19 protein-coding genes are annotated in these 22,932 nt (G+C 36.2%); 7 read left to right on the top strand and 12 right to left on the bottom strand.

Features of this window, described 5'->3' with window-relative positions:
- Positions 1 to 54 precede the first annotated feature (54 nt).
- From H1225_RS04700 to yieE, 7 genes are all read right to left on the bottom strand, one after another.
- Positions 55 to 1,767 carry a ShlB/FhaC/HecB family hemolysin secretion/activation protein gene (locus H1225_RS04700; protein ID WP_239739519.1) on the bottom strand — a complete coding sequence of 571 codons (1,713 nt, stop codon included), beginning with the start codon at positions 1,765 to 1,767 and terminating at the stop codon, positions 55 to 57.
- Between the two features lie 391 nt (positions 1,768 to 2,158).
- Positions 2,159 to 3,538, bottom strand: a complete 1,380-nt coding sequence (locus tag H1225_RS04695) for an APC family permease (RefSeq protein ID WP_072062731.1) — start codon at positions 3,536 to 3,538, stop codon at positions 2,159 to 2,161.
- Positions 3,539 to 4,503: 965 nt separating this feature from the next.
- Positions 4,504 to 6,525: a ligand-gated channel protein gene (locus H1225_RS04690; RefSeq protein WP_161670965.1), complete on the bottom strand. Its 2,022-nt coding sequence runs from the start codon at positions 6,523 to 6,525 to the stop codon at positions 4,504 to 4,506.
- A gap of 171 nt (positions 6,526 to 6,696) precedes the next feature.
- A complete protein-coding gene (locus H1225_RS04685) occupies positions 6,697 to 7,479 on the bottom strand; it encodes an ABC transporter ATP-binding protein (protein WP_219515135.1) in 783 nt (260 codons plus the stop codon).
- The gene (locus tag H1225_RS04680) at positions 7,479 to 8,486 is read right to left on the bottom strand and encodes a FecCD family ABC transporter permease (RefSeq protein WP_373273823.1); all 1,008 of its coding nucleotides are present in this window, start codon (positions 8,484 to 8,486) and stop codon (positions 7,479 to 7,481) included. Before H1225_RS04680 ends, H1225_RS04685 begins: the two co-directional genes overlap by 1 nt.
- 567 nt (positions 8,487 to 9,053) lie before the next feature.
- On the bottom strand, positions 9,054 to 10,541 hold the full coding sequence (locus H1225_RS04675; RefSeq protein ID WP_161707002.1) for an amino acid permease: 1,488 nt from the start codon (positions 10,539 to 10,541) through the stop codon (positions 9,054 to 9,056).
- Between the two features lie 118 nt (positions 10,542 to 10,659).
- Positions 10,660 to 11,553, bottom strand: coding sequence for a DNA-binding transcriptional regulator YeiE (yieE, locus tag H1225_RS04670; protein WP_072063003.1), 894 nt, complete (start codon positions 11,551 to 11,553; stop codon positions 10,660 to 10,662).
- A 184-nt stretch (positions 11,554 to 11,737) separates the two neighbouring features.
- On the opposite strand from yieE, the gene H1225_RS04665 reads away from it, so the two are divergent.
- Complete coding sequence (locus H1225_RS04665; protein WP_174704106.1) at positions 11,738 to 12,832, top strand: YeiH family protein; 1,095 nt, start codon at positions 11,738 to 11,740, stop codon at positions 12,830 to 12,832.
- A gap of 166 nt (positions 12,833 to 12,998) precedes the next feature.
- Positions 12,999 to 13,841, top strand: coding sequence for a deoxyribonuclease IV (nfo, locus tag H1225_RS04660; RefSeq protein ID WP_109847565.1), 843 nt, complete (start codon positions 12,999 to 13,001; stop codon positions 13,839 to 13,841).
- A 46-nt stretch (positions 13,842 to 13,887) separates the two neighbouring features.
- On the opposite strand, the gene fruK is transcribed toward nfo, so the two are convergent.
- Complete coding sequence (gene fruK / locus H1225_RS04655) at positions 13,888 to 14,826, bottom strand: 1-phosphofructokinase (protein ID WP_072062738.1); 939 nt, start codon at positions 14,824 to 14,826, stop codon at positions 13,888 to 13,890.
- Between the two features lie 188 nt (positions 14,827 to 15,014).
- Here fruK and H1225_RS04650 point away from each other — a divergent pair, with 188 nt between their 5' ends.
- From H1225_RS04650 to yeiP, 3 genes are all read left to right on the top strand, one after another.
- On the top strand, positions 15,015 to 15,431 hold the full coding sequence (locus H1225_RS04650; RefSeq protein WP_109847563.1) for a nucleotide triphosphate diphosphatase NUDT15: 417 nt from the start codon (positions 15,015 to 15,017) through the stop codon (positions 15,429 to 15,431).
- 286 nt (positions 15,432 to 15,717) lie between these two features.
- Positions 15,718 to 16,959, top strand: a complete 1,242-nt coding sequence (mtr, locus tag H1225_RS04645; RefSeq protein ID WP_219515133.1) for a tryptophan permease — start codon at positions 15,718 to 15,720, stop codon at positions 16,957 to 16,959.
- Between the two features lie 140 nt (positions 16,960 to 17,099).
- Positions 17,100 to 17,672: an elongation factor P-like protein YeiP gene (yeiP, locus tag H1225_RS04640; protein ID WP_072062741.1), complete on the top strand. Its 573-nt coding sequence runs from the start codon at positions 17,100 to 17,102 to the stop codon at positions 17,670 to 17,672.
- Between the two features lie 144 nt (positions 17,673 to 17,816).
- Here the strand turns inward: yeiP and H1225_RS04635 are convergent, their stop codons facing one another.
- Both H1225_RS04635 and H1225_RS04630 read right to left on the bottom strand, forming a co-directional pair.
- A complete protein-coding gene (locus tag H1225_RS04635) occupies positions 17,817 to 18,071 on the bottom strand; it encodes a hypothetical protein (RefSeq protein WP_237612108.1) in 255 nt (84 codons plus the stop codon).
- A 340-nt stretch (positions 18,072 to 18,411) separates the two neighbouring features.
- Entirely contained in the window at positions 18,412 to 18,723 is a 312-nt protein-coding gene (locus H1225_RS04630) for a hypothetical protein (protein ID WP_072062743.1), read from the bottom strand.
- 346 nt (positions 18,724 to 19,069) lie between these two features.
- Between H1225_RS04630 and H1225_RS04625 the strand changes: the two genes are divergently transcribed.
- Positions 19,070 to 19,777 carry a phosphatase PAP2 family protein gene (locus H1225_RS04625; RefSeq protein WP_161724703.1) on the top strand — a complete coding sequence of 236 codons (708 nt, stop codon included), beginning with the start codon at positions 19,070 to 19,072 and terminating at the stop codon, positions 19,775 to 19,777.
- A gap of 361 nt (positions 19,778 to 20,138) precedes the next feature.
- Positions 20,139 to 20,753, top strand: a complete 615-nt coding sequence (mepS, locus tag H1225_RS04620; protein ID WP_006537312.1) for a bifunctional murein DD-endopeptidase/murein LD-carboxypeptidase — start codon at positions 20,139 to 20,141, stop codon at positions 20,751 to 20,753.
- Positions 20,754 to 20,869: 116 nt separating this feature from the next.
- Here mepS and H1225_RS04615 read toward each other — a convergent pair whose 3' ends face one another.
- Together H1225_RS04615 and H1225_RS04610 are read right to left on the bottom strand one after the other, a co-directional pair.
- Positions 20,870 to 21,217: a YejG family protein gene (locus H1225_RS04615; protein ID WP_072062745.1), complete on the bottom strand. Its 348-nt coding sequence runs from the start codon at positions 21,215 to 21,217 to the stop codon at positions 20,870 to 20,872.
- Between the two features lie 521 nt (positions 21,218 to 21,738).
- A complete protein-coding gene (locus H1225_RS04610) occupies positions 21,739 to 22,923 on the bottom strand; it encodes a Bcr/CflA family multidrug efflux MFS transporter (RefSeq protein ID WP_115065265.1) in 1,185 nt (394 codons plus the stop codon).
- Positions 22,924 to 22,932 lie beyond the last annotated feature (9 nt).

Raw genomic sequence — 22,932 nt, 5'->3', positions numbered from 1 at the left:
ATAAATTTCATTTAATTATTATTTCTTATTTAATATTTGAGTTAATTCTGTATTTTAATAATTAAATTTAATACTAAATCCTAAATTAACATGATCCGTTTTAAACCCATCGGGTTTAGATAATGGTGTGCCAATAAATGAATCATATTTTATTGTGGAGGAAAATAACGAACCTTTTATACCTACAACACCACCCGCAAGATGTTTACCTAATAATCGAGGATTATCTGTATTTGTTTTTAACTCGCCATAATCTGCGCCAAGATAAATAAATTGTTCTGATGCAGGATATCGCCAACTTAACGTATTTTGTATAAACCAACCTTCATTAGCACTCAGTGTTCTTTCACCATCAAATCCACGAATAGTCCAACGATTACCTATTGCAAACTGATCAATGGGTGTTAATGCATCATGTGTCATTTGTTTACGGTAATTTAATTGATATTTGAATTGCTGCTGAGCAATAGATATTGGAATATCTAATTCGGCACGCCATGTTAAAATATCGGCTTTATCTGTTGCATAATAATTATCACGATATTGTTCTTCATACGCTGCAACTGAACCAAACCAGCGTGTTCCTTTTTGGTAATTAATGCTACCTTCCAAAGTTCCAAAGCTAAAATATTGGCGATGAGAAAGATTCATTAACCAATGACTAACGCGTCGGCGTTGGATTTCAATTTCAGTATTATCAATATAATTTCGTAATACTTTAGCTTGAACACCATAGCGTAATGTCGTTTTACTGCTTTGATTACGAAAAAGGGTATATGACATACCTGCATTAATACTGTCACTTTCACCTGAATAGAGAATGTCTTTAATATGGCCAGCGACTGTTTGAGAATAATCGTATTGAGAGGCGTTAATATCAAATAACCAATAGCCAAAAGGAATTGAATAATGCGCCATAATATTTTGATTATTTTTATTCCCAGCAAAGTCTAAATCACGTTCTGTTGATAAATAAAACAAATCACTCAGTGCTAAAGGATTATCTAATGCTAACATTAAACCACCTTGATAACGCCCCGTTGCGGGTGATCCGGCATCATTGATCCATAATGAAGTATGCCAGAAACGAGATTGTTTTCGCTTTATCACAATATCGCTTTCACCCGCATTTACACCAGGCTTAATTTCCATTTCAGCACTCACAACCGGTAATCGCTGTAGGTTTTCTAACCCTTGTTCAATATCTCGTAAATCGAGTAATTGTTTTTTATGCGCAGGCATACTGGTATATAACAAGGCGTATTTATCAGAGTCATCAGTAAATTTAACATTACGAATAATGCCAGGAACTATTGTTAAATATAATGTTCCACAACTAATATCTTGTTCAGGTACAACAATACGCGTGGTGATCCACCCATGCATTAATAGGCGATTTTGCATACGAGTGACGACGGTATTTATTCCACTTATCCCCAAGCATTGCCCTATAAATTCAGACTTAAAAAGGGCCAAATTAACCCAATGAGGAATAACCTCTGCATTCGTTATTTCAATGTGCTCGATGTGAAAACAGAGTTTTTCTTCTGTTTTATTCTCTTTTTCTTCGTATTGGCTAATATCAAAAGATATATTAGGTCTTTCAGGTATTAATTGCTGATAAAGAGCTTCTTGTTGACTTTGATTATGCTGTTGTTGTTGGCTAAAGATTTCAGTTGTTTTTTCAGAAACGTCTGCTGAAGATATGGGAATATAAAATAGTGCAAAAAAAACCCATAACTTTAAAAAGAATATAATTTTTTTCATATTATGCAATAAATAGAGTCTGTGCTTTTAATTGTATTTATTCAAGATACATCTAATCTTTAACATTATTAATATTAAAATATGTAAAGTAAATATCAAAAATTAAATAACAAATAAAATACCGTGACTTTAACAATATAAAGATTAAAAAAATTAACCTATGTTAAAAAATTAGCTGTATATAATAAGAAAAAAACACTTAATAAATTTATTAATGTTAAACTTAATAAATTATAAAAATTAAAATAAATTATATTTTAATTTGAAAAATTTAAAGTAAAATATTTTATTATTGAAATATTTATTTCATGTAAATAAAAACTTAAATAAAAAAATGGCTTCATTACTGAAGCCATTTCTATACTGTTTTTTTATAACAATTTTTATAGCATTACTTTTCTGGCATTTGTGGCATCGGTCGACGGAATCGACGAGTGATCCACACCATATAAAGTATACCAATTGCGCCCCAAACAAGACCTAACTCCATAGAGCCTGGTTCAAGGTTTATCCACAAGACGCCCATTGTCGCGGCACCAATAAGAGGTAATATCAGGTAATTAATATGATCCATTAATCCTTTATTACGGCGCTCACGAATATAAAACTGTGAAATAACAGACAAATTCACGAAAGTAAACGCAACTAACGCACCAAAGTTAATTAATGCTGTTGCAGTCACTAAATCAAAGAACACTGCACCTAAGGCTAAGAAACCGACTAATAGCACGTTAAATGCCGGTGTACGCCACTTAGGATGTACGTAACCAAATGTCTTCTCTGGGAATACTCCATCACGCCCCATAACATAAAGTAAACGAGCAACACCTGCGTGAGCCGCCATACCTGAGGCTAATACAGTCACACATGAGAACACTAATATAATAGACTGGAATAAAGCGCCAGCAACATACAGCATTATTTCAGGTTGTGACTCCTCTGGATTTTTAAATCGTGAAATATCTGGGAAATACAATTGTAAAAAGTAAGAAACTGCAATAAAGATGATCCCACCAATCAGCGCAGTTAAGAAAATCGCTTTAGGGATAACGTTACCTGCATTTGGTGTCTCTTCTGATAATGTACTGATACCGTCAAAACCTAAGAATGAGAAACAGAGTATTGTTGCCCCGGTTATCATTGGTATCAATTCAGCATCCACAGATGCAAACGGTCTAAAGGTCCATAACTCCCCTACACCTTCTCCGTTATAAACACCGTGAATAAGTAATCCAACAAACACAACCATTACTGCAACTTGCACAATAACAATTGCTGTATTTAAGTTAGCAACAACGTTAATACCACGCAGGTTAAAGAACGTCATTAAAGCGACTAAACCAAATACAAAGATCCACGGTTCAACGCCCGGGAATATTGCTTGTAAATAGATTTTCGCCAATAAAATATTGATCATTGGCATAAATAAATAGTCGAGTAAAGATGACCAACCTACCATAAACCCAACATAAGGACTCATGGATTTTTGAGCATAAGTATACGCAGAACCTGCTGAAGGAAAACGCTTAACTAATTTTCCATAACTTACTGCGGTAAATAAAATTGCAATCAATGCAATCGCATACGAAGTTGCTACGTGACCATTAGTAATGCCTGAAACGATACCAAATGTATCGAAAATAGTCATAGGCTGTAAAAAAGCAAGCCCCATCATGACTACCTGCATTAGTGTCAAGGTTTTACGCAGTTGAACTCGATTGTTAGCACCTGTTTGGTTAGTGCCGATAGAGGAGATAACGTTATCTGACATTAGCGAACCCTCCCATAACTTCGGTGTGAGTATTAGATAAACTCAACCGACAGTTACTGGGAAGACTTCGCATCTGCCTATAAACAGAATAGAATGAAGTTTTTAAGGATGTGTATGTGTTTAGGAGACGCCGTGCTCCGTAGTCATCGTTGCCCGCAGTGCCGTTAGGCCCGACTGCGAAAGAGAATAATTGTACCATATTAGCATTCCTCTATCATGACAACCCTTTCTCTAAGGGGCTGGCTGCTAATCAAATTATGTTATCTATTCAGACTCAAATGAATCTGACCTCTTGGTGTAGTAATAAGTAAAAACGCAAAAAAAAACCGATGCACTTTAAACGCATCAGTCATATTTTTAGTGGGCGCATTTTGCACGTCTCAGACTTAAATAGCAATACATTTTCATCAAAAAACCCCCTTTTTTTACGATCTTTTTAATTCTCAAACTAAGTCAACATATAGCGCTACATTTTATTAACAACAATTGTGCTTTTATCATAACTTTTAAGTTTTAAACATTTCAAAGGTCATACTTCACTGGAAGAAAAAAAATATAATGCATTGATAAATAAGAATTAAATATCATATTAAAATTAATTTCGTCAACAAATCATCAAAATAAAACATTTAAAATACATTAATAAGATTAATGCTAATGTTTTGTTAACTCATACTTCTTTTGAACTCTAAAAATAGACTCTTAATAAAAAGTATCTATTTTTTAACAGCCTACTTTATATAAATTAAAAATAAGAGAATAAATTAAGAAAAAAATGACTGGTAATAAGTAGAAATAACAATCTAATTGTCTGAATAAAGCGATGAGTAAGATGAATTATTGAGCTAAATATAAACCTCAATACTTAAACTTTCCAGTGTTAATTCTGATCAAATGTTAGAAAAGCAGAGATAAAAAAAGACTCCGTAAGTGGAGTCTTAATGACACAAACTGAGGGGAATAAATTAGAAGTTATAGTTCAAACCGATATTGTAACGACGACCTTCTAATGTGGTATTAAAATGCTCTTGGTCAATGCGACGATCTAACACATTATAAACACCGCCAATCACATTGAGTTGTTTGGTTAAGCTGTAGCTGGTTCCAATATCAACAAATGCATACGAAGGTGTACCATGTGACATTGATGTACGTGCTAAGTAATCAGAGGTTTTGCCACGGAAGTTAATACGCGCCCATGTTTCCATCTCTGGAGTAGTTTCCCAATTTAAGGTTGCATTCGCCATATGACGTGGTTGTTTATTTAATGGCTTACCTTTGAAATCACCACTTTTTTGTTCAGTATCCGTAAAGGTATAGTTAGCTGCTAAATTCCACTCTGGTGATATTGTCCAATTAAAGGTAGCTTCAACGCCACGCATATTGGCTTTATCAACGTTAGTTCTATCACTCACAAAGTCATATGCATCACCACCATTACTCACACCATCACTTAAATTACAGTCACGGATCCCTGGCGCCATTTTAGAACCATCTTTATTGGTACGACTATCACAACGGCGAACTTCCATAATCTTATCTTTAAAATCGGTATTGAAAAGACCTAAACTTGCTGTCAGGTTTTCACGATTATCCCAAATAATCGAGATCTCTTCAGTGACTGATTTTTCAGGTTTTAAGCTTGGATTACCATAAATAACCGCATCATAATTACCACCGCCAGTACCTTGACCCCATGATGCTGTTGCTTGACGTAAATCAGGCGAACGATAACCGGTAGATACCCCACCTTTTAATGTCCACTCATCAGTAAGATGCCATACACCATAAACTCGAGGTGTCCAATGCGTACCAAAGTTTTCATCTTTGTCCATACGCAGACCGCCCGTTAAAGCGAAATCATTGGTCATAGCCCATTCATCTTCAGCAAATAGTGCCCAGCTATAACGGTCTAATTTATTGCTAGCTTTAAGTTTATTACCTTCATCTTTTAACTCTTCGTAACGATATTGAGCACCAACACTTAAAGTATGATCACCGAACATTAAAACGGTCTGATTACGCACAGTTGTGTCGTCATAATCCATTTTACGTGATGGATTACGGCTTTCATCACGCTGAACATAAGTATTCATGGTTCCAAAATCATAAATACCATCATGAGTCAGAGCATAATGTGTTAGTTCATAGTCAGTAAAACTACTTTCAGGGGCTTTTCCTCGGCTAGGTAATCCTGATTTAGAATGCCAAACGCGAGAGTCACGATGTTGATTATCTTTTTTAAACTCAAAATCAATCGTATTTTGCTCATCAGGCGTCCAACTTAAAGTACCGCCACCTGTTGTAGTGATCTGGCGGTTATAGCCATTCACAATTTTATCTTCACTACGATGTGAATATTGACCTTGAATTTTTAAACCCAGCACATTATCAATTAATGGACCAGCGGCATAAAAACTACCTTGATTCGTATTACCTGAGTCTTTACGCTCTGTGATAGTGCTGTCTGCACGTAAACTAAAGTTCCACTCTTTTTGCGCTTTACGGGTAATAATATTGATAACCCCACCCATTGCATCTGAACCATATAAAGAAGACATTGGACCACGTACAACTTCAATACGTTCAATCGCAGGCAACGGCGGTAACCAACCTTGTTCAATACCGGCATTATCACTATTAGGGCGCGTTTCACGCGATGCAACACGCTTACCATCAACTAAGATCATGGTATATTTTGCATCCATACCACGAATACTAATATCAGAGCTACTTCCACCGCCTGTGACTAATACACCTGGTACATCTTTTAGTGCATCAGTTACGTCACGATAAGACTTAGTTTCTAATTGTTCACGAGTGACAACAGAAACCGATGCAGGGGCATCTTCGACGGTTTGTTTAAAACCAGAAGCCGTTGTAACAAGCAGTTTTTCTACATTTTCTGCTGTTGCAGTCATAACAAAACTTGATGCAATAGCAGCAACAACGCCAAGCGCAATTTTATTTTTATTTAACACGACCATTCCCGATTCTCCAAGAATATATTCTTTAAGTTTTATATAGATGGATATATCGACAGTTGCTCAAAAACTAAGGTAATAAATTTAATTACCCTTGGTTATTTTAATATTATTTTTTTATCCCTATTTACTGCATTCCTATATTTACTTCTTCTCTCTTTCTCTTTTACTTCTCTATATTTTATCCACTAAACCATCAATAATAATTTGAGGTATTCCTTGTGAACAATATTCCAATCTACCTTGAACACCATAAACATCAGCAAGGCTTTGTGCCGTAATAACCTTATCTGGCGTGCCTTGTGCAATTAATTGTCCCTGTTTCAACATTAATACATGTTCGCCATGTCGTAAGGCAATATTAATATCGTGAACAACCACGACAGTAATAATATTTCTACGCTGTGTTTCTTTAGCGACTAAATCCATTACATGATATTGGTAATTAAGATCCAGCGCGCTTAATGGCTCATCCAATAATAATAAGGAAGGTTGTCTAATTAATGATTGAGCAAGCCCAACTAATTGTTTTTGACCACCCGATAATTCATCTAAATAACGTAATGCTAAATGCTCAATACCTAATTGACGTAATAAGTGCATTACTTGGGCTTCACTATGTTCATTATGTAATCCACCTGAAGCACGCTGCGCCACAATAATGGATTCTAAAACATGTAAATGAACACCCGCTGGTAATGTTTGTGGCAAATAGACTACATTTTGAGCGCGTTGAGCAAAATTCATCGTCGCGAGATCATTACCATCTAAATTGACAACACCTGATGATTTATTTAATCCAGCCAATGCTCTTAGTAATGTTGATTTTCCGCTACCATTTGGCCCCAACAATACGGTGACCTTCCCTTTTGGTAAAGGCTCAACATCCAGTGCCTTAATGATGAGATGTTTAGCATAGCCAGCGCTAAAATCTTGAATTTTTAAGCCTTCAATCATTAGATATTCCCTCTATGACGCAAAATCATGCTGAGGAAAAATGGCACACCCACCAGCGATGTCACAATACCCACTGGAATAATGACACCCGGTATCAAATTTTTAGAAGCAATAGACGCCAATGATAAAACTAAAGCACCGATTAATGCGCTTGCTGGCAGATAGAATCGATGATCTTCACCGAACATCATACGGGCAATATGAGGGGCAACTAACCCAATAAAAGCAATAGGCCCGACAAAAGCAACAGCCAGTGCTGTTAAAATACTGATCCGTAGCAATGAGCCTAATCTTAAGCGTTTTACATCAATACCAAAGCTAATCGCTCTATCTTCGCCTAATCGCAATGCAGTTAATTTCCATGAACTCATCCATGAAATCACCATAATGACAGCAAAGGCACCCGCCATAACACCGAGTTTTACCCATGTTGCACGCGTTAAACTTCCCATAGTCCAGAAAACCAGACCTTGGAGCGTATCTTCTGTTGCAATAAATTGCATCATTGAAACTAATGCATTAAAGGTAAACACCATTGCAATACCAAAAAGCACCACTCCAGATGTAGGAACACGAGTCCAACGCGTTATTGCGTCTAATAATAAAGCGGATAAGAGTGCAAAGAGAAATGCATTCGCTGAAATAAACCATTGGTCAGGAATACCCGGAATACCAATACCCGAAACTATTGCTAATGCAGCACCAAATGAAGCTGCATTTGATAAACCGAGGGTAAATGGGCTTGCTAACGGGTTATTTAGAATAGTTTGCATTTCTGCCCCCGCCAGTCCTAGCGACATCCCTACCACCACCGCCATTAAGGCATAAGGTAAGCGGATATCCCATACAATCACTCGCGAACCCGCATCAACAAGCTCAGGTTGAAACAGGGTTGTTAATAATTTATCAAGTGATAAGCCTGAAGGCCCCATGGTGAAATCTAACACCACAGAACCACAAATAATTAAAGCGATAATTCCCAACCATAGCATGCGTTTATTCATCATTTTTCGATAATGGGTTTTCACATTATCTGATGTGTTTTTTTCATGCTCTTGTGTAGTAAGTCTCTCTGATATAATGCTCATATCAATTATGGTACCTAGTTTTTCTTCTACTCTTTTCTGTTCCTGCCAATACGCTCAATAGGCAAAAACATACCGTATAACTCATCAACGGTGTTTTATGTACAAAAAACAAATTATTAATTTGAGACGACTTATTCATAAAGGAGATGGGTCGCACAATAATTATACGGTGGAAGATATTCACTATATAACTTATTATATTTCGATAAGTTATTGGTTGGTGACATTGAGCACTAAAAAAACTAATTCTTATTAGAACCATTACATTAATCATATAAATTACAACCAATAGCGTCATTATTTTATTTTCAACAAATAAATTACACGCTAACAATAAAGCAAATAATAACTATTATCAATGCGATTGGTAATATAATTAGACTTTTTTGTACCTTTTCTATAATTGATGGGTTAAAAAATAAAAAAACGCCCGTTTTATAGTGATTGTCATCACAAAACGAGCGTTTTAATAACTTGATTTATTGGTTATTTTTTATTCGCAATATGTGTTGGAAATTCCATTTCGTTATAACGAATAAAGCGGGTTTTCTTCACAATCTTATAAGTAAACCAAATCAATAAAAATAATGGGATACCAATATAGGTTGCAATTACACCATACCAATCAATCGTATCTTCTAAGAAAGCTTGGTAATTCTGGCCTAATGTAATAATTAAACACAATATAAAGGCAAAAATAGGACCAATTGGGAAGAAGCCGGAACGATAAGGTAAGTCATTTAAATCACGACCTTGTGCAACATAACCTTTACGGAAACGATAATGACTAATCGCAATACCTAACCAGGCAATAAAGCCCGTCATTCCTGACGTGTTTAATAACCACAAGTAGACAGTTTGGTTTCCATACATTGAGCTTAAGAAACACAGGCCCGCAACAACAGTTGTTGCATAAAGTGCATTACGTGGCACACCATTTTTAGACAATTTACCAAAACATTTTGGTGCTTTGCCTTCTCTTGCTAATGTAAACAGCATACGCGTTGATGCATACATACCTGAGTTACCCGCAGAAAGTACCGCTGTTAAGATAACCGCATTCATGATGGCAGCCGCAGACAATAATCCCGCATTTTTAAAGACTAGTGTGAATGGACTAACGCTAATATCACCTACCTCATTACGCAGTAAACTAGGATCAGTGTAAGGGATAATTAAGCTAATAATTAAAATCGCGAAGATATAAAATAATAAGATACGCCAGAAGACTTTACGCACAGCTTTTGGAATATTCTTAGCTGGATCTTTAGATTCACCCGCTGCAATACCAATTAATTCTGTACCTTGAAATGAGAAACCAACAATCATGGCAACACCAATCATGGCGGCAAATCCCCCCACAAAAGGTGCATCACCAATTTCCCAATTATGCCAACCTGCGTTTTCGGCACCTTTCATAATGCCAGTGATCATTGCAATACCCACAATAATAAAAATAATTACTGTGGAAACTTTGATTAATGAGAACCAATACTCTGCCTCACCAAATCCTTTTACAGAGATATAGTTGAGCAAGAAAATAACGCCCAGAAATAGAGCACTCCAGATCCACCCATCAACATCAGGGAACCAATAGAGCATCACTAATTGTGCAGCAACAAGGTCAACAGCAATGGTAACTGCCCAGTTATACCAATAATTCCAGCCTAATGCGAAACCAAAACCTTCTTCTACATACTTAGAACCGTATGTTGAGAATGAGCCGGAAACAGGCATAAATGCGGCTAATTCTCCAAGGCTTGTCATTAGAAAATAGACCATTAATCCAATTAAAGCATATGAGAGTAATGCCCCACCTGGCCCTGCTTGAGCAACAGTTGCACCTGATGCGACAAAAAGCCCTGTACCAATTGAACCACCAATAGCGATCATCGCTAAATGTCGCGCTTTTAACTCTCGGCGCAAAGTGCGTACTGCGCCCGAACCAGCAGTACTATTTTGTTGTTCTGACATAACATTCCACTTTTATATTCACTTTTCTGACGAGGATTGTAGCAAATCTGTCGTTCGTGAATAGCAAGGATCTAGGATTATAAGATACCTTCATGATCGAGCGTCCATTATTAGCAATTTATGAAAAATTGCCGATTAAGTGTTCAGCGTTACAATACATCAGCAGTTTTTTCAGTGCATCAGAGACATGTTTTTGACGATGATATACAAGATATAAAGTTCGTTGTAAGGTCAGCCCTTCTACTTTTATCTCTTTTAATGAGCCATTATTAATCTGCTCTTCAATAACTCGGCGAGATAAACAGCTGATCCCCATTTCATACATCACAGCATGTTTAATCGCTTCTGAGTTACCTAATTCCATTTCAATGCGGTAACCCGGTAAAGAAGCAAATAGAAGGTGGTTAAGTACATCTCGCGTTCCCGAACCATTTTCTCGTAAAATCCAAGGTGCTGACTGTAAATCAGTTAAAGTCACTTTTGGAATTTTAGCTAACGGATGTTCGGGTGAGCAAAAAACAACCATTTCATCTAAAAGCCATTTCTGGCTAATCAATTCAGAACTTTGGCAAGCACCTTCAATTAACCCTAAATCAACACGGAATTCGCTCACTAATTTAACGACTTCCTCAGTATTTCCAATGCTCATTTCTAGTGGAATATCAGGATAATTACGATGAAAATTCCCCAGCATTTGAGGCAAAATATAATTACCTATCGTTGTACTTGCAGCAATGCGTAAAGCACCATTTCCTGCTTGGAATAACTGCTCCACTTCAGTTGCTCGTTCAAGTAAAGATAATGCTCTGGGATAAAGTAATCGCCCATGTTCATTTGTGACAAGCCGTTTTCCCACCCTATCAAAAAGCTGTACACCTAGTTGGCTTTCGAGATCAGTTAAAGATGCACTGACAGCAGATTGAGATAAAGCAAGCTGTTGTGATGCTTGCGTTGTAGAACCACTCTTGAGAACTTCAGTAAAGACTTCCAGTTGCCGCAACGTAATTCGCATATCCATTCCACCCTTGAGCCATCATTGTAATAACATACTATCCACAAACCAGTAACATACCAAGTACATTTAAGAAAATACACCTATATTAATTTTACTGGTTATTATTATAAAAATAATGAGTTTAATAAATAAGATTGATTGTTATATGCTTATGCAAAATTCATATAAGCAAGGTTTTTCTATGTCAGAGCAAAGTCAATCTATTACATTGGCGAAAAAATGTTTTACTCCAATCTATCGCTGGCTTCCTGGTTTATTACTAACAGGCGTATTAACTGCGCTTGCTATTTATATTGGTGATATTCCTTGGTTTTCTAGCATGGGGTTAGGCGCATTAACGCTAGCAATCCTATTCGGTATTATTGTAGGTAATACCTTTTATCCTGTTGCAAAACCTTATAGTGAAGAAGGTGTCAAATTTGCTAAACACTATTTATTACGTACAGGTATTATTTTGTACGGTTTTAGACTGACTTTTCAGCAAATTGCAGATGTAGGCGCAACAGGTTTAATTATAGATGCGATTATGCTGGCATCGACTTTTCTTATTGCAATGTGGATTGGTCGAAAATATTTCGGCTTAGATGAACAAACTGTGATTTTGATTGGTGCAGGTAGCAGTATTTGTGGTGCTGCGGCTGTTATGGCAACAGAGCCTGTTGTTAAAGCACAAGCAAGCCAAGTCGCTGTTGCGGTTTCTACTGTTGTGATTTTCGGCACTATTGGTATTTTTCTTTATCCTTGGTTCTATCACTTAAATGCGTTTGCAGGCTGGCTACCATTTACAGAAGAAACCTTTGGCATTTTCTCCGGTTCAACAATTCACGAAGTGGCTCAAGTTGTCGCAGTAGGGCACTCTATTAGCCCTGATGCTGAAAATGCAGCAGTTATTAGTAAAATGATCCGCGTAATGATGCTAGCACCGTTCTTAATTATTCTTTCAACTTATTTAAGTAAAAAGAAAAGTAAGGCAAACAATGGCGCACAAGCTGCTGAAAAAAGCCCTATTACAATTCCTTGGTTTGCTGTCTTCTTTATTTTAATGGCTGGCTTTAACTCTTTGAATTTAATTCCAGCATCTATTGTTAATTACATTGTGACTATCGATACCATTCTATTAGCAATGGCCATGGTGGCATTAGGTTTAACTACACATATTAGTGCTATCCGACAAGCTGGTGTTAAACCGTTATTGTTAGCGTTATTCTTATTTTTCTGGTTAACCCTTGGTGGTGCGATGATTAATATCTTTATTCAAACTGTGCTGATGTCTTAGTAGGAATATCGATTAAAAATAATCTCCCTTTAATTTTCGCCTTGAGAAGTATTTTTAGATTGCGCAACTATTTTTAGTTGCGCTTTTTTGCTTTTATCATCTCAATATGATGTTATACGCGGTATGTTTGTTATCATGGTGTAAAATAAATCTAAGGAGAGAAATAATGAAATTTGTTGGCGCACATGTCAGTGCTGCTGGTGGCGTCGATCAGGCGGTATTACGCGCACATGAAATAAAAGCGACTGCATTTGCCCTTTTTACTAAGAATCAGCGTCAGTGGAAAGCCGCACCATTATCCACAGAAGTCATTGATAAATTTAAAAAGAACTGCGAACTTTATAATTATACCCCTTCTCAAATTTTACCTCATGACAGTTATCTCATTAATTTAGGCCATCCTGAAGAAGATGCTCTCGAAAAATCGAGAGACGCATTTCTAGATGAAATGCAACGTTGTGAACAACTGGGTATCGAATTACTGAATTTCCATCCAGGAAGTCATTTAAATAAGATAGATGTTGATAAGTGCCTACAAAAAATTGCCCAATCAATTAATATCACTTTAGAAAAAACTAAAAATGTCACTGCCGTGATTGAAAATACCGCAGGGCAAGGAACAAATTTAGGTTATCGTTTTGAACATCTAGCCGCTATTATTGATGGTGTAGAAGATAAATCTCGTGTTGGCGTTTGTATTGATACTTGCCACACTTTCGCCGCTGGTTATGATCTAAGAACGATTGAAGATTGCGAAAAAACATTCGCTGAATTTGAAAAGATTGTCGGCTTTCAATACTTAAAAGCGATGCACTTAAATGATGCTAAAAGTGAACTAGCAAGTCGAGTTGACCGTCACCATAGCTTAGGCGAAGGTAATATTGGTAAAGTACCTTTTAGTTATATTATGCAAGATAAACGTTTTGATGGTATTCCGCTGATTTTAGAAACCATTAATCCTGACATTTGGCCTGAAGAAATTGCTTGGTTAAAATCACAACAAGCCTAAATTTGGTATTCTTTGCGGTTTACCTCAAAATAAACCGCAAATAGCATTACTTAATTGCGGTTAACTCAATTTTTGTCATCATCTGAGCAAGTTGACTTCTATCTTTAATTCCAACATCAGGCTGACTGACTGATAGCGCAGAAATAGCGGTGGCAAGACGCAATGTATGCTCACTCGTTTGACTCATTAATAAGCCATAGACTAATCCTGCAACCATTGAATCTCCCGCGCCAACAGTGCTTATCACATCACAATATGGTGGTTTTGCCAGCCATGCACCAGATGCATTTACCCATAATGCCCCCCTTTCACCCAGTGAAATAACGACATGTGCAATACCTTTATCTCGCAGTTGATGCGCTGCTTTAATAATATCTGTCATTTCAGTCAGTGAATGCCCAACCCAGGCTTCTAACTCCCTGTGGTTCGGTTTTATTAACCAAGGTGCGGCTTTTAATCCCGCCACTAAAGCATCACGACTACTATCAAAGATAATACAAGGGCACAACTGCCTTAATTTAATCATCCACTGTGTAAAGGCTTCAGGATCAACACCATTCGGTAGGCTGCCGCTAACAACCACCATATCAAAATGCCCCAGCCAATTAAGTGAGTCTGCTACAAAGCGTTGCCAATCTTGTGGTGATACTGTAAACCCTGAAAAATTAAAATCAGTAACCTGCCCTTTTCCTTCAGTCAATTTCACATTAATGCGAGTACGGCCAGATACCAGATAAAAGCGGTTGGCCATCCCATTTTCACTAAAAAAATGCTGAAACTCTTCTTGATTTTCACGTCCCATAAATCCGCTGACGGTAATATCTATTCCTAAATCACGTAAGACTTTCGCGACATTATTACCTTTACCAGCAGGATTAAGTCCAGCAGTTCGGACTAAATTAACACCACCTACATCAATAGCTGGACAAGCACCAACAAGATCATAAGCAGGGTTTAAGGTGATCGTAGCGACACGGCGCCTCATGCCTTCTCTCCCCAATCATTTTTTATTATGAATATTTTGAGTGATATATATAGCATCAATTAACTTTTTATTCAGTGAAAATGCATCAGTTCTTCTTGACTCTTACTCTTCTCCAAGGACAATAACGCTCATAAAAAATGACTTAGCTATCCGTGATCAATAACTATATAAAAAATAAGGAGCCTAGAATGTCAGTCGTGGTCGGTGTTGGCGTGATTATTGTAAATGAAAAAGGTGAAGTGTTATTAGGAAAACGCTGTGGAACACATGCACCGTATTGGTCAATTTTTGGTGGTCATGTCGATGATGGTGAAACTTTTGAACAATGCGCCATTCGCGAAATAAAAGAAGAAATTGGCATTACTATTACATCACCTCAAGTAATAGGTATTAGTAATAATTTAGAAACTTACCAATTAGAAGGTAAACACACTGTTTCTATTTGTATGATTGCACAATACCAAGGCGATGAGCCAAAATTAATGGAGCCAGATAAATGTTCTGAGATCCGCTGGTGTTCACCGAATAATTTGCCTGAACCTCATTTTGAAGCCAGCCGTAATTCTATTACATTGTGGAAAAACAAACAGTTTTACCAAGGCTAATTCCCCTCTATCACTTTCATTATTCTGAATATCTTTTGTTCAGAATAATGATTTCAACGTTTAATCTTGCTTAAAAAACCATTTATTTAACTCTCAATTTCTTTATCATTTCTGATAATCCTTACTCTAATCTATTGATTTATATGATCACCCTCTTCTACTGTATTATTTTTACTCACTTTTTTCTTTTATAAAGCACAATAACCTCTATTTACACTCTGAATACAAACGTGTATTCTTTACACCATCAAGCTAGTACATTGATTCAATTTAATAAGGACATCCTATGTCAGAAGTCACATCAATAACAAAGCGTCCATCCATACTTGGTGGCGCAATGATCATTGCAGGTACCGCTGTCGGTGCTGGCATGTTTTCCATTCCAATTGTGACTTCTGGTGTCTGGTTTACTGGGTCTATTTTTCTATTAATTTATACTTGGTTTTGTCTATTTATGTCTGGATTAATGATCTTAGAAGTGAATCTTCATTATCCTTTAGGCTCAAGCTTTCATACCATTACTAAAGACTTATTAGGAAAAGGCTGGAGTACGATTAATGGGCTATCTATTGCGTTTGTTCTTTATATTTTAACTTACGCTTATATTTCTGCAGGCAGCTCCATTATCGTGCAAAACTTTGCAGAAATGATCAGCCTACCCCAAGCTATCGCGGGTTTAGTCTTTGCATTAATTGTTGCTTTTTTTGTTTGGTTATCAACACGTGCAGTAGATAGATTAAGCACCATTTTAATTGGCGGTATGGTAATTGCCTTTGTATTAGCCATTGGTGGCCTATTTACGGAAGTGAAAATGCCCGTGCTATTTAACACCAATGAAAGCAATGCAAGCTACTTGCCTTATGCTTTAGCTGCATTACCTTATTTGTTAACCTCATTTGGTTATCACGGCAATATTCCAGGCTTAGTAACGTATTACCGCAAAGATGGCAAAGCTGTTATGAAAAGCTTGTTGACTGGTACACTGATTTCACTGGCAATTTATATTTTATGGCAGTTTGTTGTACAAGGTAATATTCCTCGTGAAGGATTCAAGCAAGTGATTGCTGATGGTGGGAATATTGGTAACTTATTGGCACAAATGCGCTCAACAACCGCCAATGCCACTGTATCAATGTTATTAGACTTGTTCTCTTATATGGCATTAGCAAGTTCATTCTTAGGCGTTTCATTAGGATTATTCGATTACTTAGCAGACTTCTTTAAGTTTTCAAATACAGGAAGTGGCCGATTTAAATCTGCACTAGTGACGTTTATACCACCGACAATTTTAGCCATTATTTTCCCTGATGGTTTCTTATATGCCATTGGATTTGCAGGACTGGCAGCAACTATTTGGGCTGCAATTATTCCAGCCTTAATGGCAAAGGCCAGTCGCCAGCGTCATCAAGAGCAGAGCTTTAAAGCTCCTGGTGGTATGTTTATGATTGGATTTGTTATTTTGTTTGGCATCATCAATGCTACCGCACATATTTTAGCAAACTTTAATCTTCTTCCTATCTATCGCTAATCGCTTCACTAAAGCCAGCATTGCTGGCTTTATTTTTTCATCAAATCTTATAAAAAATTGCGTGAATAACTTGCCAAGTTTCTGCACTGCGAGTAATTTTGTCGCCATTATCATCAATGCTATTTAATGGAAGGTTTTATATGGCAAAAGCCAATGAAATTAAACGTGGTATGGCTGTTAGTTATAACAACAAGTTATTACTGGTAAAAGATATCGATATCCAAGCACCAAGTGCTCGTGGTGCAAGTACACTGTACAAAATGCGTTTTACTGATATCCGTACAGGCCAGAAAGTAGAAGAGCGATTTAAAGGCGATGATATGATTGATACCATCAGCTTAACGCGTCGCCCTGTTAGCTTTTCTTACATTGATGGTGATGAATATATCTTTATGGACAATGAAGATTACACACCGTATACCTTCAAAAAAGATCAAATTGAAGATGAATTACTGTTTATTCCTGAGGAAGGCTTGGCGGGAATGCAAGTATTAACAATGGATGGTCAAGTTTTAGCATTAGAATTGCCACAAACTGTTGATATGGAAATTGTTGAAACTGTTCCTGGTATTAAAGGTGCTTCTGCAAGCGCTCGTACTAAACCTGCAACCTTGCCAACAGGGCTAGTTATTCAGGTTCCTGAATATCTTTCCACTGGCGATAAAGTTCGCATTCATATTGCTGAACGTCGCTATATGGGCCGAGCAGACTAATCAATAGTCAAAAAAACTACTTATTAGCGTATAACAGCTAATATTACTTTAAATAGGTCAGATAATCGTAAGAAAGCCAATGTGACAAACGATTATTTGACTTGTTTATCTTTTGAACTCTACCTCTGTCTACCCGCAGACGCCTTAAAAATATTGAACGTCTATCACGCCATTCTTTTGGGTATTATCCATCCAACGGATCTCAGCCTTGCCCATATCTTGAGGCAAAATAATAGTTTGTTGGGATTTTTCAAAAGACGCAGGAACAATAGATTGAGTAGATGTAAACACTTTGTTGTGTTTGTAACATTGGTATTCAGCTTTATCAAATGTGAAATTCATCTCACATGCAGGATCCACAATCGCACCCCGTAGATAAATCTGCCCTGTTGTTTGCATGGGATCAGATGCCCAAGCCAATGATATCGAACTGGAAACGAGAAGACTGCATACTACGGTCAGATATTTTCTCATAACGACCTCACTTCTTGTTTGCGCTAGCAGGTATGAGGATCACACCTACCCGACATATTTTCATCATAGCAATAAAACATGACATTTATATAGACATAAGAAGAATATTTGATGTCTATCAAATATAAGTGTTCGATATTTATAAATAAGAAATCAACGTTGATTAAACTTAAGTCAAATATTTTTAACTTTAATAACAGTCCTATAAAGGTATTAAATTTTATTTAATTAATAAAATTATTGTTATTATTAGAACTATGGAAAATTAATTATAAACAATGTTCATTATGGCTAAGTTATCATTAATCCATTTAATATCCATAGAACCTTTATTGTTAATCAATTCAGAGCTAAAATGCTTATTCCTTTCTAACTGATATTGAGATTCTTGCATTTTACTTCCATCCCAACAGCTTGTTTTAAAAATGTTTTTATCTGTATCAATTAGACAATTGCCCTCAACAATTGCACCAACAAAAGTTATTGTTACTGAACCAATGACTTTATTTTCCTTAGCAAAAGTAGGTGTACTAAATAATAAAGTCAGACATGTAGCTGCAATATAAATTTTATTCAAAATTAATCTCCTATGATTATTGGGATGTGTGGATTCCACAAGCCAATATGTTATTAAAGTCATAACTAATATCGGCTTGTTACTTTATTTATTTAACTTTCATCTTTAATTTAATAATAGAAAAACATTATGTAATACTCAAATTAAGAGTATCAAAAAAAAATATTCTAAATTTCGGTTAAGTGGGTACAAAAAAATCCAACAGAAATGAAACCAAAGTGTAACAATTGTATGAACAACTAATTGCAAAGATCTATTTTTTTATTTTGGTTATAGTCCTATAATCAAAATTAGACAATTCGTGATCTAGATCACAAAATATACGGAAATTTGTTATTTTATTACTATGAAACTTTCTAATTTTCACCAAAAAGCACTGGCTATCTTTCTACTTAATCTTGCAGGCTTAATTATTTTTTTCTCTTGGTATCTTCCGGCACAACATGGATTTTGGCTATCAACTGATACCCATATTTTTTATTTTTTTAATCAGCATATTTTGCCTGATACTTTTTTTGCTTCTTTTGTGGCTTATACCAATAATAGAAAGTTTGATTTGGTTATTTTGTTGGTGATGGGTGCACTTTATTACAATACTTTTCGTCAAAAAGATTATAAAGGTAAACGCCATCTTATAATGGTGGGATTAGTGATGGTAGTCTGCGCTGTACTGATTAATCAAATTGGACAAAATCTTCCAATAGAAAGACCCAGCCCAACACTTTATTTTCAAGATGCACATAGAGTGGGTGTTATAACTGGCATTCCAACAAAAGATGCCTCAGGTGATAGTTTTCCTGGCGATCATGGTTTAATGCTACTTATCTTTTGTAGTTTTATCTTACGTTACCTCTCGTTTCGTTCTTTCGTATGTGCGCTGCTCATTACTGTCATATTTTCATTACCAAGAGTGATGGCCGGCGCACACTGGGCATCAGATATATTAGTCGGTTCTGTTTCTTTAACTTTAATCACAACAAGTTGGTTATTAATTACACCATTATCAGACATTATTGTCAGACAATTAGAAAAACATCTCCCTTTTAAAAAATAAAAGAGAAAACACATCTCATTTATTAAAAGAGAATAAGTGTAATATCGCACTTATTCTCTTGGTCATTTTTTTGACAATTAAATGATATTATTATGACAAAATGAGATCTATTTTAAGTATTAGCACTTTATTATCTAATGTTTTGTAAATTAAGCTTCTTTTCTCTCGCCATTTAGTTCCTCTTTCTGTACACTTTTCTAGTTTCCTCATTATTTATTGTTTAATGTGGATATTTACGTGCTTTAGAGCACGTTTTTCGCGAAATAAGGTTGCCAGAGTTAAATTACACTATATTCTCTGGTTATTTGGTGAATATTCATGTGCACTTTTGCACGTAAGGATGTAAGGGAAATCTGTCACAATGAGAACAAAACCGTATATGAGAATGCTTAAGCTCATACCGGCGTTCATTGTTGTAGCTACACTATCGGCATGTAGCTCACAGAACGCAAATTCACGCTTAGCGAATTCAAGCACCGCCCCACTAAATACATCATCAAGCACATCTATTTCCCAAGCATCGCAAGATGAATTTGAATCATTGGTGAAGAATCTCGATATAAAATCCAAGATACTTGACCAATATGCAGACTGGAAAGGCGTTGCTTACCGTTTAGGTGGAAATACTAAAAGAGGCATCGATTGTTCTGCCTTTGTACAAAGAACTTTTCTTGACCAATTTGGTGTAGAACTTCCTCGCTCAACCTCAGACCAACAGTTCTCCGGTACTCAGGTTAATAAATCAAAATTACAAGCTGGCGATCTCGTTCTATTCAAAACAGGCCGTACTATGCGCCATGTTGGAATTTATATTGGTAATGATAAATTTGTACATGCATCCACCAGTAACGGCGTAACAGTGTCAGAAATGTCTAATACATACTGGAATAAACGCTTTTATGCTGCAAGACGTGTTATTGACAAAAATGATACAGCACTTGCTGAAAACACCCTTTCGCAAAATGTATTAAGATAATTAATTCCCTTATATCTTATTACAATAAAAAAGCCTCATTAATGAGGCTTTTTTTATATTCTTGACTATGCGTAAACCGCAAATTAATTCCATTAGTTTTATAACATTAATAGGTATTATAAATAAGAATATGCCGTTGGGAATGGCTCAGCAATAGCGACCCCCGCGTTTTTTAAGCAACATAATGCAGCACATTCATCGTCGCTATGAAGGAAAAGGCAAGGAGCGCCATCCCACTCAATCACAACGCTATCAATATGGAGATTACTCAGATACTGACGCAAATTCTGTATTGCTTCATCCAGTGTCATACCATCATGACTTAATAATTTTAAGCCAATTAGCGTATTTTGCTTTCCAGCATCATTTTCAGGCAGTATTTCTACTCTTGTACCTGCAAAACCTGCTAGCCACCGATAACTCAGCGGCAGCTTATGAACTACCGAAAGTTGTACATTATCCACAAATCAATCCTGTTTCATCAACACGTTAATTTAATACATCATCAATACGAGTTTGAACTGACTTGCTCACACGCATATTAGAACCTTGTTAATCATACAACATGAACGTTACAGTTATTTTACAAATAAGCAAAGGGACATATCAAACCATTCATTTAGCTTAGTGTGTTTGCAGATATTCATGTCTGCAATACTTAATCTCTTCAATTATTCTTTCATTTATTTAACATTTTATCAACCATATAAAATAATTGTATAAAATATTACGTATTAAAGTAAAACAATCCATCAATTTTTATCACGATGCTTCATATCGACAAAACAATAGTAGATGAATATTAAAATAAATTTCACTTAATTTAACAAAAAAACAACATCAAATATTGATTCAAATCAAAAAAACGCACTAATTTGAAACGATTCATGAAATATAATAGAGGAAGATGTGATGTTTTTAGAAAAAATAGAAGAAAGAAAAGATAAACACGCTATAAATTTCTGTTATTTATAGCGTGATGTGCTTATTTATAACGACGAGCAAGCAAAATAAAACCCATAGCAAACAGTACACAGAATGCCATAGAACTAACCATTGGCCATTCTGATTTAGCTGGTAGCATAGCAATAGCCGTTCCAACTAAAGCACCCACACCAAAACGCACTGTTCCTGCAAGAGAAGAAACTGTCCCGGCCATATGGGGATAATCATCAAGGATAACGGCCATCGCATTCGATGTGATCATCGCAATCCCTCCCACATACATTGCTACCCCCACAACAAGGAAATAGAAATGTAAATCAAGAGCAACCACCAACAATAAAAAAAGCCCCATACAACATTGAATCGTTAATCCTAGGCGTAACATATTCAACGCACCAAATCGACGAACATATCGCCCATTAATGCTTGTCATCAAAATTAAGAAGATGATATTAAAACCAAAATATAATCCAAATTGATCAAATGGAATGCCATGTAATTCGATATAGACAAAAGGACCAGCACTAAGGAATGAAAACATACCAGCAAAAGAAAAACCTGAAGCCAAAATATAGCAAAGGACACGACGTGTTCTAAACAGACTAATAAATTGGCTAAATGTCACTCTTAAGCTAAAGCGTTGACGACGCTCTTTGGGTAATGTTTCTGGAATATAAAAAGCAATTAATGCCGATGCAATCACAGCAGCTATCGCGATACTCCAAAAAATAGCATGCCATGAAAACCAATTCATCACCCAAGCGCCTAATAGTGGTGCTAATAATGGCGCGATGGTCATAACAAGCGCAACAAAAGACATACTTCGAGAGAAGTCATCTCTAGAAAACATATCTCTCATCAATGCATTAATCACAACACTTGCCGCAGCAGCAGCAAAACCATGTAAAAAACGCATGCCAATTAGCATATCTATTGATTCAGATAATGCACATGCACTAGAGGCAAAAGCAAAAACAATTACGCCACCCAAAATGACAGGCTTACGCCCCAAACTATCAGCCATAGGACCATAGACTAATTGTCCAATAGCAAAGCCAAAAATATAGATACTTAATGTCATTTGCACTTTGCCACTAGGCACACCAAAATCTTGCGCAATAGTTGGTAAACTTGGCAAATACATATCTATAGCCAATGGCATAAGCATGGAAATAAGTCCCAATATTAAAATGAGACCAAGGTACGACGAACGTTGCTGTTGCACGCAGATAAA

This window comes from Proteus penneri, assembly GCF_022369495.1.
Taxonomy (GTDB): domain Bacteria; phylum Pseudomonadota; class Gammaproteobacteria; order Enterobacterales; family Enterobacteriaceae; genus Proteus; species Proteus penneri.
This window is presented reverse-complemented; position numbering and strand designations above follow the sequence as displayed.

Coding starts and splice junctions, on each gene's coding strand:
- H1225_RS04700 (WP_239739519.1), bottom strand. CDS start 1,767: ATGAAAAAAATTATATTCTTTTTAAAGTTATGGGTTTTTTTTGCACTA.
- H1225_RS04695 (WP_072062731.1), bottom strand. CDS start 3,538: ATGTCAGATAACGTTATCTCCTCTATCGGCACTAACCAAACAGGTGCT.
- H1225_RS04690 (WP_161670965.1), bottom strand. CDS start 6,525: ATGGTCGTGTTAAATAAAAATAAAATTGCGCTTGGCGTTGTTGCTGCT.
- H1225_RS04685 (WP_219515135.1), bottom strand. CDS start 7,479: ATGATTGAAGGCTTAAAAATTCAAGATTTTAGCGCTGGCTATGCTAAA.
- H1225_RS04680 (WP_373273823.1), bottom strand. CDS start 8,486: ATGATGAATAAACGCATGCTATGGTTGGGAATTATCGCTTTAATTATT.
- H1225_RS04675 (WP_161707002.1), bottom strand. CDS start 10,541: ATGTCAGAACAACAAAATAGTACTGCTGGTTCGGGCGCAGTACGCACT.
- yieE (WP_072063003.1), bottom strand. CDS start 11,553: ATGCGAATTACGTTGCGGCAACTGGAAGTCTTTACTGAAGTTCTCAAG.
- H1225_RS04665 (WP_174704106.1), top strand. CDS start 11,738: ATGTCAGAGCAAAGTCAATCTATTACATTGGCGAAAAAATGTTTTACT.
- nfo (WP_109847565.1), top strand. CDS start 12,999: ATGAAATTTGTTGGCGCACATGTCAGTGCTGCTGGTGGCGTCGATCAG.
- fruK (WP_072062738.1), bottom strand. CDS start 14,826: ATGAGGCGCCGTGTCGCTACGATCACCTTAAACCCTGCTTATGATCTT.
- H1225_RS04650 (WP_109847563.1), top strand. CDS start 15,015: ATGTCAGTCGTGGTCGGTGTTGGCGTGATTATTGTAAATGAAAAAGGT.
- mtr (WP_219515133.1), top strand. CDS start 15,718: ATGTCAGAAGTCACATCAATAACAAAGCGTCCATCCATACTTGGTGGC.
- yeiP (WP_072062741.1), top strand. CDS start 17,100: ATGGCAAAAGCCAATGAAATTAAACGTGGTATGGCTGTTAGTTATAAC.
- H1225_RS04635 (WP_237612108.1), bottom strand. CDS start 18,071: ATGCAAACAACAGGGCAGATTTATCTACGGGGTGCGATTGTGGATCCT.
- H1225_RS04625 (WP_161724703.1), top strand. CDS start 19,070: ATGAAACTTTCTAATTTTCACCAAAAAGCACTGGCTATCTTTCTACTT.
- mepS (WP_006537312.1), top strand. CDS start 20,139: ATGAGAACAAAACCGTATATGAGAATGCTTAAGCTCATACCGGCGTTC.